Raw genomic sequence first — 13,871 nt, forward strand, 5'->3', positions numbered from 1 at the left:
CCTAATTCTACATCGAAATCAGAAATAAATCAAAGCTTTTCTTAACAGGATCAGATGCAAGCCATCCTCCTGAAAGAAAAGGGTTTTCAGTTTTGATTAGTAATAGACACTAAACATCAACCAACTTATTTTTGATTATAAAAGTCAGGAGCAGAGATTTAGATTCATTCTTTTATGTTCGTTTGCTATATTACAAGTGCTTACCAATAATCACCTGCAATTAAAATGAAGCTAATGAAACAAATTACACTACTAGGACTACTCTCTTGCCTTTTATTTCTCACGCCTGCTTTTGCAAAAAAAGAAAGCATCAAATATCCTGCATTTACGATTCCCACTGAACTTAAAAAAAATGCCAATGCCGTAGTTCGTTTAGATCAGGCAGAATTTACTGTTTACTCACCAAAGAATTCAAGTCTAAAGCAAAAAATGGTGATAACAATCCTAAATAAAAAGGGCGAATCGTATGCTTCAATTCCATTTGGTTACAGTAAATTCATGACTCTCGAAAGTTTAAAAATCACCATATACAATTCGTCAGGTATTCAAATTAAAAAAGTAAAAGATTCCGAAATTAAAGACTATAGCTATAGCTCGGCGGGCGAATTAATAGGTGATTCGCGCTATAAAATTTACGAATCACTTCAAAAACAATATCCATATACCATTGAATACGAATCAGAATCAAATTATAAGGGGCTTTTTGTTTATCCAAGCTGGAGAGCTTATCCAGGATATTTAGTAAGTATCGAAAATTCTTCAATGAAAGTAATACTTCCTGAAGAAGAAAATTTACGTTACAAATGCATCAATTACACCGATTCGATAAGTACCTGCACCGAAAATCATGTGAAAATATATCAATGGGGAATTGACAGTTTACCAGCCTTAAAAAGGGAACCCTACTCTACTGGTGTGCTTTCCCAAGCTCCTCAAATTCTTCTTGCTCCACTCAATTTCGAAATGGATAATTATCCGGGCAGTTTAGAAAGTTGGAACAGTCTGGGGAAATGGTTTGCAAGTTTAAATAAGGGACGGGATCAAATTCCAACAGATGAACAGGCTCATATTATTGAACTCACAAAAGATTGCCAGACCGATACTGAAAAAGTGAAAGCTTTGTATGAATACATGCAATCAAAAACGAGATATATAGGCATACAATTGGGAATCGGTGGTAATCAACCATTTCCGGCAGAAATGGTTTCTGAAAAAGCTTATGGTGATTGCAAGGCATTATCCAATTACATGAAATCCCTGCTTAAGGTTGTGAACATTCCCTCCAACTACACTTTGGTGCGGGCCGGCGAAAGCAATAGTTTCCAACATATTGATTTTGTGCATGATTATTTCAACCATGTAATTTTACGTGTTCCTATACAGAACGACACAATTTGGCTCGAATGTACGAGTCAAAAAATGCCTTTTGGCTACCTGGGAACCTTTACGGATGACCGCGATGTATTGTGTGTTAATAATGAGGGTGGAGAATTATGTCATACTCCTATTTACTCGATGGAAGAAAACCAGCAAATTCAGACAGGTACTTTTACCATACAAACCAATGGGAATGCAAAAGCTCAAATTACAACCCAATTTTCAGGAATTCAATATGAAAATATAGAAACTCTATACAGCACAAGCAGCGCCGAAGAACAGAAAAAATTCCTTTACGAAGAACACATCAATCTGCCCGATTTTACAATTAATGACTATAGTTTAGAAGAAAATAAGAGCAGAATACCATCCTCTGTTTTAAAACTGGATCTTGATGTGAGAAACTATGCTTCACAAACCGGCGACCGACTATTTATTCCCCTCAATCAGATCAACAGAATCAGTTACGTTCCGAAAAAATTAAAAAAAAGACTTACTGATATTCGCTACGCACGATCAATGGAAGATAGAGACAGCATCTGTTTTATACTTCCCAAAGACTACAAAATTGAAAGCATCCCCAAAAAAAAGATAATCGAATCGGACTTTGGATACTACCAAAGAACAATTGAGGTGCTCGACAATAAAGTTTACTACACCCGAATTTACCGCAAACACAAAAACACCTTTAAAGCATCCCGTTACGAGGAATTTCGAACTTTCCGAAAAGAGCTCGAAAAAGCAGACAAGCTTAGATTGGTGTTGAAGAAGATAACATAGTCTGAAAAGTCAAACGGTCAAACAGTCGAATGGTCAAACGATCGAATAGTCAAACAGACGAACATTCGAACAATCGAACGGTCAAACAGTCGAACTGTCCATGTAGAAAGTAAGAATAATAAAACGTTAGTATTAATATTAGTTTAAAATAAATGGCAAATATTGAAAGTTTTGAAGATTTAAAAATATGGCAAGATTCCCGAAGTCTAGTTGCTTTAATATATAACTTAATGCAGACAAATAAGGATTACGGATTTAAAGATCAGATACAAAGAGCATCTGTATCCATCATGAATAATATAGCCGAAGGGTTCGAACGAAATTCAGACGCAGAATTTAAAAGGTTTCTGGATATTGCCAAAGCTTCCTGTGGAGAAGTACGCAGCATGTTGTATCTAGCCGAAGACTTAAAATACACCTCTAAAAAAGAAGCCGAAGAGTTCCGCACAAAATGCAGTTATTTATCAGGAGGAATTGCAAATCTTATGAAATACCTAAAATCCCAAAAATGATCATCTGACTCCCGAATTATTGGGAGCTTCTTAACACCGTCATTCGAGATTTTGACCTTTTAGACTGTTCGACCATTCGACTTTTTAAGACATTTCAAGACCATTAGACCTTTTAACTTCTCAAGATTTTTTCGAGATTATTCAGTCATTAGACGTTGGACTGTTTGACTGTTAGACTATTAATACACCGGAAGGTGAAAAGATACCCGAACACCACCTTCGTTCAGATTGACCACCTCAACTTTGGCTTTATGCAGATCCATTACTAATTTAACGACCACTAAGCCTGCTGTAAAACGGTTAAAATCTTGTCTTCTGTCTTCCTTGTTTAGCTCAAAAAAGTGGAAGGTATAGTCTACTTCTGATGGCGAAAAATGCACTCCTAAATCCTGAACAAAAACTTTAACACTCTGGCCTTCGAGCGAAGCGCCAACAAAAACTTCCGAACGTGAAGGTGCATTAGTAATTGCATTTTCAATTACTTTCTCCATGCTGATACCAAGCAATTTCTCGTCACCACGAATGATGTAATTTTTAGGAATATCTATTTTTAATTTAACCTTTCGTTCCGAAATCAATGGTTTTAACTTTTCAATACTACTTTTTACGACCTCGTAAACCGAAATGCCTAATATTTTCATTTCATAACGATCAAATCGCAAGGCCGAAAGCAATAATGCCATATCCGAAACACCAGTCAGTTTTTCACATGCCTGAATAATGTAACGTACGTATTTAAGATTAGTCTTATTCTTGATGGAAAATTCTAACATTTCAGCAAACCCCACAATACCGTTTAGTGGCTCTCTTAATTCAGTTGACATGAGCGACAAGAAATCATTCTTGGCATCTTCAAGAGTAGAAAGTTGATGGTTTGCATGTTCCAGATTTTTATTTGATTCGACCAACTCCATGGTTCGGGCAGCAACCCGCTCTTCCAATTCCAAGTTCATCATTTTCAACTCCTGATTCTTGTATTTTAAATCAAGATGCGTATTCACTCTGGCAATTAATTCCTGCGGATTAAATGGTTTTGTCACATAATCCTGAGCTCCTGTTTCAAAGCCTTTAATAATAGCTTCTTCATCAACTCTGGCAGTAAGAAAAATTACGGGAACATCCTTTGTTTTATCTTTCGATTTCAAATACTCACAAACCTCATAACCATCCATTTCAGGCATCATGATATCGAGCAAAACCAAATCAAAACTTTCAGTAACGCATAATTTAAGGGCATCTTGCCCATTTAGGGCATAACTAATTTTGTAGGAGTCATCGGAAAGAATGGATTGTAAAACTTTAATATTATCCAGTATATCATCAACAATTAAAATCTGGTATTTATTCATTTCCGGTAAATTTATTAGTCATCAGTAGTTATAAAAAAACAAGCAAGACTCTGTGTATTTAACATTTACATCATCTCTCAATTGCAATGCATAAATATAACACATAATTCTATACATAAAACTACAAACTATATTTTTTTTGTGCGGCTGGTTATTCTATCAGGAAGTCGAACGGTCAAACAGTCGAAGAGTCGAAGAGTCAAACAGACGAACAGTCAAACAGTCAAACAGTCGAAGAGTCGAACAGTCGAACAGTCAAACAGTCAAACAGTCGAAGAGTCGAACAGTCGAACAGTCGAAAGCCGGACAGTTGAACGGTCAAACAGTCAAACAGTCGAAAGCCGGACAGTTGAACGGTCAAACAGTCGAAGAGTCAAACAGTCGAACAATCGAACAGTCGAAGAGTCAAACAGTCGAACAGTCGAAAAGTCTATATATAAAGAGATTGTTGAATTTCACCGGAGCATCTTGCGGCGCAGAAAAAGATTCTGTTTCATAAAAGCATTTTCACCTGCGCCAATTTAAAATCACACATTCTTATCCCGGGGTGGCATTCGCTTCGCTCTTTTACCCCGGGCTATAAGTGTTAGAGCCCTTCAGGCTCAGACAAATCAGAACAAGACTACGTATTGTGTCTTTGGACTGTTTGACTTTCGACCATTTGACTATTCGACTCTTCAAGACTTTTGAACTTAACACCCCTGGCTAAAGCCAAGTGGCAAAGCAACACCTAATTTTTATTACGCCATCTTGCGGCGCAGAAGAATATTCTGTTTCATAAAAACATTTTCACCTGCGCCAATGTATAATGTTTCATTCTTACCCCGGGCTATAAGCTTTGTAGTCCTTCAGGCTCGAGAAATAACAATCAGAACAAGACTACGTATTGTGTCTTTGGACTGTTTGACTTTCGACTCTTCAAGACTTTTCCAGACCCTTCAAGACTTTCCATACTTTTGGAATCTTAACACCCCTGGCTAAAGCCAAGTGGCAAAGCAACACCTAATTTTGATTATAGCATCTTGCGGCGCAGAAAAAGATTCTGTTTCATAAAAATATTTTCACCTGCGCCAATTTAAAATCACACATTCTTATCTCGGGGTGGCATTCGCTTCGCTCTTTTACCCCGGGCTATAAGTGTTAGAGCCCTTCAGGCTCAGACAAATCAGAACAAGACTACGTATTGTGTCTTTGGACTGTTTGACTTTCGACCATTTGACTATTCGACTCTTCAAGACTTTTGGACTTAACACCCCTGGCTAAAGCCAAGTGGCAAAGCAACACCTAATTTTTATTATGCCATCTTGCGGCGCAGAAGAATATTCTGTTTCATAAAAATATTTTCACCTGCACCAATTTATAATGTTTCATTCTTATCCCAGGGTGGCTTTCGCTGTGCTCATTTACCCTGGGCTATCATATTTGAGCCCTTCAGGCTCGATAAATAACAATCAGAACAAGACTACACATTGTTTCTTTGGACTGTTTGACTTTCGACCATTTGACCTTTGGACCTTTGGACTGTTTGACCATTAGACCTTTTGACTATTCGACTTTTCAAGACTTTTCAAGACCTTTCCAGACTCTTGTACTCTTAAAAAAATATCCACTGTCTAAAGCCAAATGGCAAAGCAACACCTAATTTTTATTATGCCATCTTGTGGCGCAGAAGAAGAAGATGCTGTTTCATAAAAACATTTTCACCTGTGCCAATTTAAAATCAGAACAAGACTACGTATTGTGTCTTTGGACTGTTTGACTTTCGACCATTTGACCTTTGGACTGTTTGACTTTCGACTTTTCAAGACCTTTCCAGACTTTTGACTCTTTTCCTCTAAAATATCCCTTTCTTGTAAATTCTCAAAAAACACCCCACATTGTCTTTGTACATTTCTCCCTGATCCATTGTTATGGCAAAACTCATTTCGAACGGGAGTGTGTTTTTTGGCAATTGCAGCTCCAACATAGCTGATAATTGCTCTCGCACTCCCTCCTGGTTACCATATGTTCCCCAGTTTTGAGAATAGCTAATTAACGTGCGGTACGGAACTTTATGAAATAGATGGCCTTTAATACCCAAATGATGAGCGACTATCCGATTGTTGCTAACACCTAATGTAAAACCATCCTCGTTTACCTCTTTAGGAGTGAAAAAAGGAATGCCCAAAGTTCTGCCGTAATGAGTCCATCCAGATCGATAAATTCCATTATTGAAATAACTATCTCGACCAGTATAAAGACCTCCATCTGGTTTAACACCAGCTAAACTTCCAGATTGATATTTGGTGTAATAATTCTCATACATCACCGATTGCACCAAAGCTTTTTCGGCTTTGAATCTGGCAAACAAACCAGTTACCCCATCGGGGCGAGTGATGTAAATGCCCGAATGATCCTCAAACATGGTTTGCCGGTACAATTCCCAATCTACTTTCTCTGTTTTGTAATGAACATGAATGTCCCATCCGCCCAAGTGATTGCCCAAGGCATTTTCGACTTCGCCAGCCAATTGACCTTCAGTGCCTCCTTTGGCCACCAGCATACGGGCATAATTTTCCAGATTTGTTGAAATTTCTCCTATTTCAGGATCAGAAGAACGTCCATCATACTGAACGTAATGCTGAAATCCAAGCACTAGATTCAATTTTCGATCTCCGCCCAATTTCACATACACATTTTTGTAATGAACCCGGGTATTGGCAACATAGCGGTCGTCGAGCATGATTCCCTCTGAGAACATTCCCTTTACAGATACCCAATCGCCTATATAAGGAAGCTCCCAATAATCTTGTGTCCCGATTGAAATTCTTGGAATGGGACGGGCATTATTGGACAGGAACAAATTTCCATTGATAGCCGACAAATTATCGAATTGAATGTCTTCGTAACGCGAACCAACTGACAGCTGAAGCTTCTTCCAGCGAAATCGACCGTATGCCTGACTGATCATGCCATCAACATCATCTGCGATTGAACCTGATAAGCTCAATCCAAATTCATGATCGAAATCAGAAGCATCCGAATTAGTAAATTGAGTAAATACCGACAGATCAGTCACCAAAGAATTTTCATTGGGAATACGACCATTCTGATTGCTCACTGACCAAAAAGGCAAGTTCGATTTGGATGAAATATTTGTTGTTGCGCCTAGTTCGTAATTGACTTTCTTTTGCCCGTAAGTCAAATTTACGAAACAAAGAATGACTGCAGCGATTACTAATTTCTTATGGATCATGGTAAAATATTTACACGAATTAAAACAGATTGTACAATTGTACTAATGAATCATCTGGTGATTTGCGAGCACAAATTTAGCATAAATTCATTATTGCACAATATATATTTTAGAACAACGCAAGCGAGTGTTGTTTATTATTGATTTACCTAAATATCTTCACTGAACATTTCTTCACTAAATGGGTCCCGGTCTCCGGACTATATTCCGAATCCTCCTCATTGACTATCATCCATTTCGATTTTTCATTAGTGCTTTCAGATCCCTCGCTGCCTCGGGATGACTGCATTAAATTTGTCATAGCAAGAAGCGCAGCGACGTGGCCGTCTGTTGCTAATTGAACCTCATTAAATCATTCATTTACTGGTTTTTCAGCAATCCCCGAGCTAAAGCTGCGGGGCAAAACATGAGGCTAGTCTGTAGTTTTGACTTTAAAATTTTAAAATTTTCATTAGTTCGCTTCCTCGGGATAACAGCATTGGATTTGTCATAGCGAGAAGCGCAGCTACATAGCTATCTGTTGCTAATTGAGCCTCATTAAATTATTCATTTACTGGTTTTTCAGCAATCCCCGAGCTAAAGCTGCAGGGCAAAGAATTAGGCTAGTCTGTAGTTTTGACTTTAAAATTTTCAATTTTTCATTAGTTCGCTTCCTCGGGATAACAGCATTGGATTTGTCATAGCGAGAAGCGCAGCTACATAGCTATCTGTTGATAATTGAGCCTCATTAAATTATTCATTTACTGGTTTTTCAGCAATCCCCGAGCTGAAGCTGCGGGGCAAAGCATGAGGCTAATTACTACAATAGACTTGGACTCTTAATCAAAAAAATCCCCTGGCTAAAGCCAAGTGGCAATACAATACCTAATTTTGACTATGGAATAGTGCAGCGCAGAAGAAGATTCTGTTTCATAAAAACATTTTCACCTGCGCCAATTTAAAATCACACATTCTTATCCCGGGGTGGCATTCGCTTAGCTCTTTCACCCCTGGCTATAAGCGCTAAAACCCTTCAGGCTCGAGAAATAACAATCAAAACGAGACTACACTCCCGAATTCCCGGGTGAATACCAACTTCCGGTTTTCGACTGTTTGACTGTTCGACTTTCGACTTTTAACTATGGAACCTTGCGGCGCAGAAGAAGATTCTGTTTCATAAAAACATTTTCACCTGCGCCAATTTATGATGTTTCATGCCTATTCTGGGGTGGCATTCGCTGTGCTCATTTACCCAGGGCTATCATATTTGAGCCCTTCAGGCTCGAGAAATAACAATCAAAACGAGACTACACATTGTTTCTTTGGACTGTTTGACTTTTGACTATTAGACTCTTCAAGACCTTTCTTCTTCTTCAAACACACCCCTCTGCCTGTCGGCATCTCCCCTTAAAATGGGAGAATTACTACAATGGGCTTAGACTCTTAACACCACTGGCTAAAGCCAAGTGGCAAAGCAACTCTATACACTTTGACTTTAGGACATTTGACTCTTCAGGACCTTTCAAGACTCTTCGACTCTTTTTTTAAAAAAAATCCACTGGCTAAAGCCAAGTGGCAAAACAACACTTTACACTTTGACTTTCGACCTTTTGACTATTCGACTCTTCAAGACTCTTCAAGACTCTTCAAGACATTTCCAGACCCTTCAAGACCTTTCCAGACTTTTTCCTCTTTTCTTTGCAAAGGATTGTAATTCCGCTCGTAATTATACTGATTATAAGTATTCCACGAACAAGCATTAAACACCTTCTAAACCACTAATAATTAGGATGAAGAATTTAAGTTGGCAACATTTACATCTTGTCTTGTCAATTTTTTTGTTTAGTTTTACAGAGAAATTAGAACACTACTACTACAAAATTATTACCAATGGAAAATTTACCAAAGGAAATTGCAGATGCAATTAAAAATGGCATGGACGAAAGCCAACTCATTCAAATGGCTACCCGCCTATTGGAAAAAGGGGATCAGAAAAATGCCGCCAGAGTATTGGAATACTGTATCTAGAAATCCAAGACACAACAAATCCCCAAAAGAATATTTTCTTTTGGGGATTTGTTTTTTTATTTTGTCTTTACTAAAGCGCCTGCGCCAATTTTTCTGGACCCGAGAATCGGCAACCAAAATAATCTGTAAAATTAATGAATCTCCTTCTTATTTTTGTTTAGCAGTATGCCAGAAGATTGCCGCATCGTACCTCCTCGCTACCGAGCTTGCGAGATCACTGAAAGTAATGACAGCAGTGATGAACAAACAGTATTAATCATTCAGAACAGCAGCTCTAAATTCCTTAATTCTCTGTTCTTCCTCCTTTTTGCAGATCAACAAAACATCATTGTCTTCAACCACAATACAATCGTTCAAACCTTGAATCACTACTTTTTTATTCTTTGGCATGTTCACAATACAATTGCTTGATTCAAAAACATGAACTTTTTCGCCAACTACAGTATTTCCCTGTTCACAACGTTCGCGCTTTTCCCAAAGCGATCCCCAGGTACCCAAATCAGACCATCCAAAATCAGCTGGCTGAACATAGATGTTATCCGCCTTTTCCATGATGCCATAATCAATGGAGATCTTCATGCATGTTGGAAACATTTCGTCGATAAAGGCTTGCTCTTTGTTTGTATTGTAAACAGCTGCCCCCTTTTGAAATAGCTCAGCCACTTCAGGCAAGTCCTTTTCGAAAGCTTTTACAATGCTCTTTAGCGACCACAAGAAAATACCAGAGTTCCAATAATAGTTTCCTGCAGCTAAATATTCTTTCGCTGTAACAAGATCAGGTTTTTCTTTAAAAGCGATTACGTTTAACGGATTGTCTGTTATCGCTTGTCTGTTATCGGTTTCAAAATTCTTACTTATTAATTTTTCATTATTAATTGAATCGGCTTGAATGTATCCATAACCTGTTTCGGGACGGTGAGGCTGAATGCCCAAAGTTAGTAGAGTGTCATTGTTCACTGTAAATTCCAAACCATTTTTGATGACACGAATAAACTCCGCCTCATTGGTAATCAAATGATCCGACGGAGCTACCACCATATTGGCATCAGGATTCAATCCTTTTATTTTGTAAGCTGCATAAGCGATACAGGGTGCTGTGTTTCGCATGCATGGCTCCAATAATATGTTGCTCTCCAACAATTCAGGACATTGTTCTGTTACCAATGCTTTGTACTTGGCTGAAGTCACAATCAGAATGTTCTCAGCCGGAGCAATTGTTTTGAAACGAGCTACGGTTTGCTGCAACAGCGTTTTTCCAATTCCCAAAACATCTAAAAACTGCTTTGGCTTTTCTTCTGTACTCATCGGCCAAAAACGGGAACCGACTCCCCCGGCCATGATAACTATGTAGTTGTTGTTCATTTATTTCTAGAATTAGGCGTTAGCAATAGCGCTATTTTACGAATGGTTAAACGGACTAAGGGTCGAAGAATCAAAGAGTCAAACAGTCGAATACTATTTTTTGCATAGATACTTCATCAAATTGCTTATTGCACCTGATAAATTACTGGAACGTACTCTTAGTTCCTGGGCTTTTTCTATAGTAAGGTAATTAAGGTCTTCAGCCAAATAAAGCATGCTACGCACCTCACCTGATGAGGCTTTTGCAATATCCAGAAATCTTTTGAATTCAGCATCTGAGTTCCGTTCAAAACCTTCTGCAATATTGTTCATGACAGATACTGAAGCTCTTTGAATTTGATCCCGAAAACCAAAATCTCTGTTTTCTTTCAATATTAAATAAACGTCACCAACAAGTACTCTGGCATCCTGCCAAATTTTTAAATCTTCAAACTTCTCGACATTTGCCATGCTAACGACTTTTTGACTGTTCGACTCTTGGACTTTTATACTTTACGACTTATACATCTCCGCGTAGTATTTCTCGTATTCTCCACTGGTGATGTTCTCCATCCATTCCTTATTCTCCAGATACCACTTTACGGTTTCCTCAATTCCCTCTTCGAATTGCAAAGATGGCTCCCAACCTAATTCTTCTTTCAATTTGGTCGAATCAATTGCGTAACGCAAATCATGACCGGCACGATCGGTAACATAGGTAATCAGTTTTTCAGATTCGCCTTCTTCACGACCCAATAATCTGTCGACGGTTTTAATCATCACTTTGATCAGATCAATGTTCGTCCATTCGTTGAATCCACCAATGTTATAGGTATCTCCTACTTTTCCTTCATGGAAAATCACATCAATGGCTCTGGCGTGATCTTCCACATACAACCAATCTCTAACATTTAGACCCTTTCCATAAACCGGAAGTGCTTTGTTGTTACAGATGTTGTTGATGAACAAAGGAATCAATTTTTCAGGAAACTGATAAGAACCATAGTTGTTCGAACAGTTGGAAATTACGGTTGGCAATCCAAAGGTATCCTGAAATGATCTCACGAAATGATCCGAAGAAGCTTTGGATGCTGAATAAGGTGAGTGAGGATCGTAAGCTGTTGTTTCCAAAAAGAATCCTTCTTCCCCTAAAGAGCCGTACACTTCATCCGTAGATACATGGTAGAACAATTTCCCTTCGTAATTTCCTTCCCAGGCAAACTTTGCTGCCTGCAATAAACTCAATGTTCCCATTACATTGGTTTGTGCAAAGGAAAATGGATCTTTAATCGAACGATCAACATGAGACTCGGCAGCCAAATGAATCACACTTTCAATTTTATAGTCAAGAAAGATCTTCTGAACCTTTTCGAAATCACAGATATCGCATTTTACGAATTCGTAATTTTCTTTGTCTTCAATGTCTTTTAGGTTGGCCAAATTTCCTGCATAGGTCAAGACATCCATGTTAATAATTTTATAATCAGGATATTTATTGACCAACAAACGAACAAGGTGCGAACCGATAAATCCGGCACCTCCGGTAACTAGGATTGATTTCATATTTTTACAAATTAAAACCACAAATTACACCAATTTCACAAATTATAATATTCTAAAATTTGTATTCATTAGTGTCATTTGCTGTTATTTCATTAATTTCGGTTACAAAATATTTAAACCACTGATTTCACAAATTAAAAAGAAAACATCGCAAACAATACTTACTCCTCTTGAAATCATACTTCTTTTAAACACTCGTAATTCGTGGCTATTCCATTAATTTCTCAATACATATTTTTAAAGAATCTCTCCAATAAGGAACTTCAATTCCAAAAACCGCTTTGATCTTTGCCTTGTTTAGTACTGAATAATGTGGTCGTTGCGCCGGAGTTGGGTAGTCTTTCGTTTCAATTGGATTTACAATACAATCTACATTTCCCATTTCCATGATCGCTTTGGAAAAATCGAACCAGGAAGCAACACCTTCATTCGAGAAATGATATACCTTCCCTTTTTGATCCATTTTATCTTCTTTGGAAAAAATCTCCAGACATACATTAGCTAAATCTCTTGCATAAGTAGGAGTTCCTACCTGATCAAAGATCACACCTAGTTCAGCTCTTTCAGCTCCCAAACGAAGCATGGTTTTCACAAAATTGTTCCCGAACGAAGAATACAACCATGACGTTCGAATTACAATAGATTCAGACGAAGAAGTAAGAACAAACTCCTCCCCTTTTCTTTTTGTCTTTCCGTACACCCCGATTGGTGATACTTCACAATCTTCTGAGTAAGGAAAATGAGCAGTTCCATCAAAAACGTAATCTGTAGAAATGTGAATCAGTTTCAAATTCTGAGCTTCAGCAATAGCCACCAAATTCCCGACAGCAGTTGCATTTACCAATTCAGCAGTTTTAGAATCTTCTTCTGCCTTATCCACAGCCGTATAAGCTGCACAGTTAATGATTCCTTTTATTTGATTTTCGCTTACGAACCGGGCAAGCATTTCTCTATTGCAAATGTCTAATTCCGGTAGATCGGAAAAAACAAATTCCAAATTTGAAAATGATGCACTAAGCTCATTTATTTCTGAACCCAATTGACCATTTGCACCACATATCAATATTCGCATAATTCCATTTTTAAAGTAAAAGGATTTTCAGTCTCACACAATGGCAATAATTGCAGATCTTTTCCCGACAATTGAACTTCTTCTGCTGCAATTTGCCAATCAACAGCAATCTCTTCATCATTCCAGGCAATGCCTGAATCGTGATTAGGAGCATACCAGTTATCAACTTTATAGGCGAAAGTTGCTTTCTCACTCAATACTACAAAGCCATGTGCAAATCCTCTGGGAACAAACAACTGTCGTTTGTTTTCCCCGTTCAATTTCACCGCTACATATTTTTTATACGTTGCTGAATCTTTTCGAAGATCTACCGCTACATCCAATACTTCTCCCTCTATACAACGAACCAATTTGGCTTGATTGAAAGGAGGTTTTTGAAAATGCAAACCTCTCAACACTCCTCTTGATGATTTTGATTCATTGTCCTGAACAAAATCAACTTTCCCTATGTTTTCTTCAAACTCTTTCTGATTGAAAGATTCAAAAAAGTAGCCTCTATCATCCCCAAACACTTTAGGTTCGATGATGACTACTTCGGGTATTTCTGTTTTTATAAAATTCATAGTTTTTTTTTCAACCACTTTTAAATTCAAAATAACAACCACAAATTTCTCAAATTACACAGATTAAATTCA

At 37.9% G+C, this 13,871-nt stretch carries 10 protein-coding genes; 3 read left to right on the top strand and 7 right to left on the bottom strand.

The features are described 5' to 3' along the window. The first annotated feature begins 234 nt into the window (after positions 1-234). Complete coding sequence (locus ALGA_RS01115; RefSeq protein WP_162845359.1) at positions 235-2,157, top strand: DUF3857 domain-containing protein; 1,923 nt, start codon at positions 235-237, stop codon at positions 2,155-2,157. Between the two features lie 152 nt (positions 2,158-2,309). Next, complete coding sequence (locus ALGA_RS01120; protein ID WP_096427550.1) at positions 2,310-2,669, top strand: four helix bundle protein; 360 nt, start codon at positions 2,310-2,312, stop codon at positions 2,667-2,669. A 179-nt stretch (positions 2,670-2,848) separates the two neighbouring features. On the opposite strand, the gene ALGA_RS01125 is transcribed toward ALGA_RS01120, so the two are convergent. Together ALGA_RS01125 and ALGA_RS01135 are read right to left on the bottom strand one after the other, a co-directional pair. After that, positions 2,849-4,018 (bottom strand): hybrid sensor histidine kinase/response regulator, encoded by a 1,170-nt coding sequence (locus ALGA_RS01125; protein WP_096427551.1) that lies wholly within the window; start codon positions 4,016-4,018, stop codon positions 2,849-2,851. 1,834 nt (positions 4,019-5,852) lie between these two features. Next, positions 5,853-7,253: a capsule assembly Wzi family protein gene (locus ALGA_RS01135; RefSeq protein WP_096427553.1), complete on the bottom strand. Its 1,401-nt coding sequence runs from the start codon at positions 7,251-7,253 to the stop codon at positions 5,853-5,855. Positions 7,254-9,122: 1,869 nt separating this feature from the next. Here ALGA_RS01135 and ALGA_RS22895 point away from each other — a divergent pair. Continuing rightward, positions 9,123-9,260, top strand: coding sequence for a hypothetical protein (locus tag ALGA_RS22895; RefSeq protein WP_153244834.1), 138 nt, complete (start codon positions 9,123-9,125; stop codon positions 9,258-9,260). A 252-nt stretch (positions 9,261-9,512) separates the two neighbouring features. Here the strand turns inward: ALGA_RS22895 and ALGA_RS01140 are convergent, their stop codons facing one another. From ALGA_RS01140 to rfbC, 5 genes are all read right to left on the bottom strand, one after another. Further along, positions 9,513-10,622, bottom strand: a complete 1,110-nt coding sequence (locus ALGA_RS01140; protein WP_096427554.1) for a mannose-1-phosphate guanylyltransferase — start codon at positions 10,620-10,622, stop codon at positions 9,513-9,515. 93 nt (positions 10,623-10,715) lie between these two features. Beyond that, complete coding sequence (locus tag ALGA_RS01145) at positions 10,716-11,072, bottom strand: four helix bundle protein (protein ID WP_096427555.1); 357 nt, start codon at positions 11,070-11,072, stop codon at positions 10,716-10,718. Between the two features lie 42 nt (positions 11,073-11,114). Next, positions 11,115-12,164, bottom strand: a complete 1,050-nt coding sequence (rfbB, locus tag ALGA_RS01150) for a dTDP-glucose 4,6-dehydratase (RefSeq protein WP_096427556.1) — start codon at positions 12,162-12,164, stop codon at positions 11,115-11,117. A 208-nt stretch (positions 12,165-12,372) separates the two neighbouring features. Further along, positions 12,373-13,236, bottom strand: coding sequence for a dTDP-4-dehydrorhamnose reductase (rfbD, locus tag ALGA_RS01155; protein WP_096427557.1), 864 nt, complete (start codon positions 13,234-13,236; stop codon positions 12,373-12,375). Further along, the gene (gene rfbC / locus ALGA_RS01160) at positions 13,224-13,799 is read right to left on the bottom strand and encodes a dTDP-4-dehydrorhamnose 3,5-epimerase (protein WP_096433310.1); all 576 of its coding nucleotides are present in this window, start codon (positions 13,797-13,799) and stop codon (positions 13,224-13,226) included. Before rfbC ends, rfbD begins: the two co-directional genes overlap by 13 nt. Between the last annotated feature and the right edge of the window lie 72 nt (positions 13,800-13,871).

This window comes from Labilibaculum antarcticum (assembly GCF_002356295.1).
GTDB lineage: Bacteria > Bacteroidota > Bacteroidia > Bacteroidales > Marinifilaceae > Labilibaculum > Labilibaculum antarcticum.

What these genes read in the sequence shown, in the direction of transcription:
- ALGA_RS01125 (WP_096427551.1), bottom strand. Translation starts at nt 4,018, where the DNA reads ATGAATAAATACCAGATTTTAATTGTTGATGATATACTGGATAATATT.
- ALGA_RS01120 (WP_096427550.1), top strand. Translation starts at nt 2,310, where the DNA reads ATGGCAAATATTGAAAGTTTTGAAGATTTAAAAATATGGCAAGATTCC.
- ALGA_RS01140 (WP_096427554.1), bottom strand. Translation starts at nt 10,622, where the DNA reads ATGAACAACAACTACATAGTTATCATGGCCGGGGGAGTCGGTTCCCGT.
- ALGA_RS22895 (WP_153244834.1), top strand. Translation starts at nt 9,123, where the DNA reads ATGGAAAATTTACCAAAGGAAATTGCAGATGCAATTAAAAATGGCATG.
- rfbD (WP_096427557.1), bottom strand. Translation starts at nt 13,236, where the DNA reads ATGCGAATATTGATATGTGGTGCAAATGGTCAATTGGGTTCAGAAATA.
- ALGA_RS01115 (WP_162845359.1), top strand. Translation starts at nt 235, where the DNA reads ATGAAACAAATTACACTACTAGGACTACTCTCTTGCCTTTTATTTCTC.
- rfbB (WP_096427556.1), bottom strand. Translation starts at nt 12,164, where the DNA reads ATGAAATCAATCCTAGTTACCGGAGGTGCCGGATTTATCGGTTCGCAC.
- rfbC (WP_096433310.1), bottom strand. Translation starts at nt 13,799, where the DNA reads ATGAATTTTATAAAAACAGAAATACCCGAAGTAGTCATCATCGAACCT.
- ALGA_RS01145 (WP_096427555.1), bottom strand. Translation starts at nt 11,072, where the DNA reads ATGGCAAATGTCGAGAAGTTTGAAGATTTAAAAATTTGGCAGGATGCC.
- ALGA_RS01135 (WP_096427553.1), bottom strand. Translation starts at nt 7,253, where the DNA reads ATGATCCATAAGAAATTAGTAATCGCTGCAGTCATTCTTTGTTTCGTA.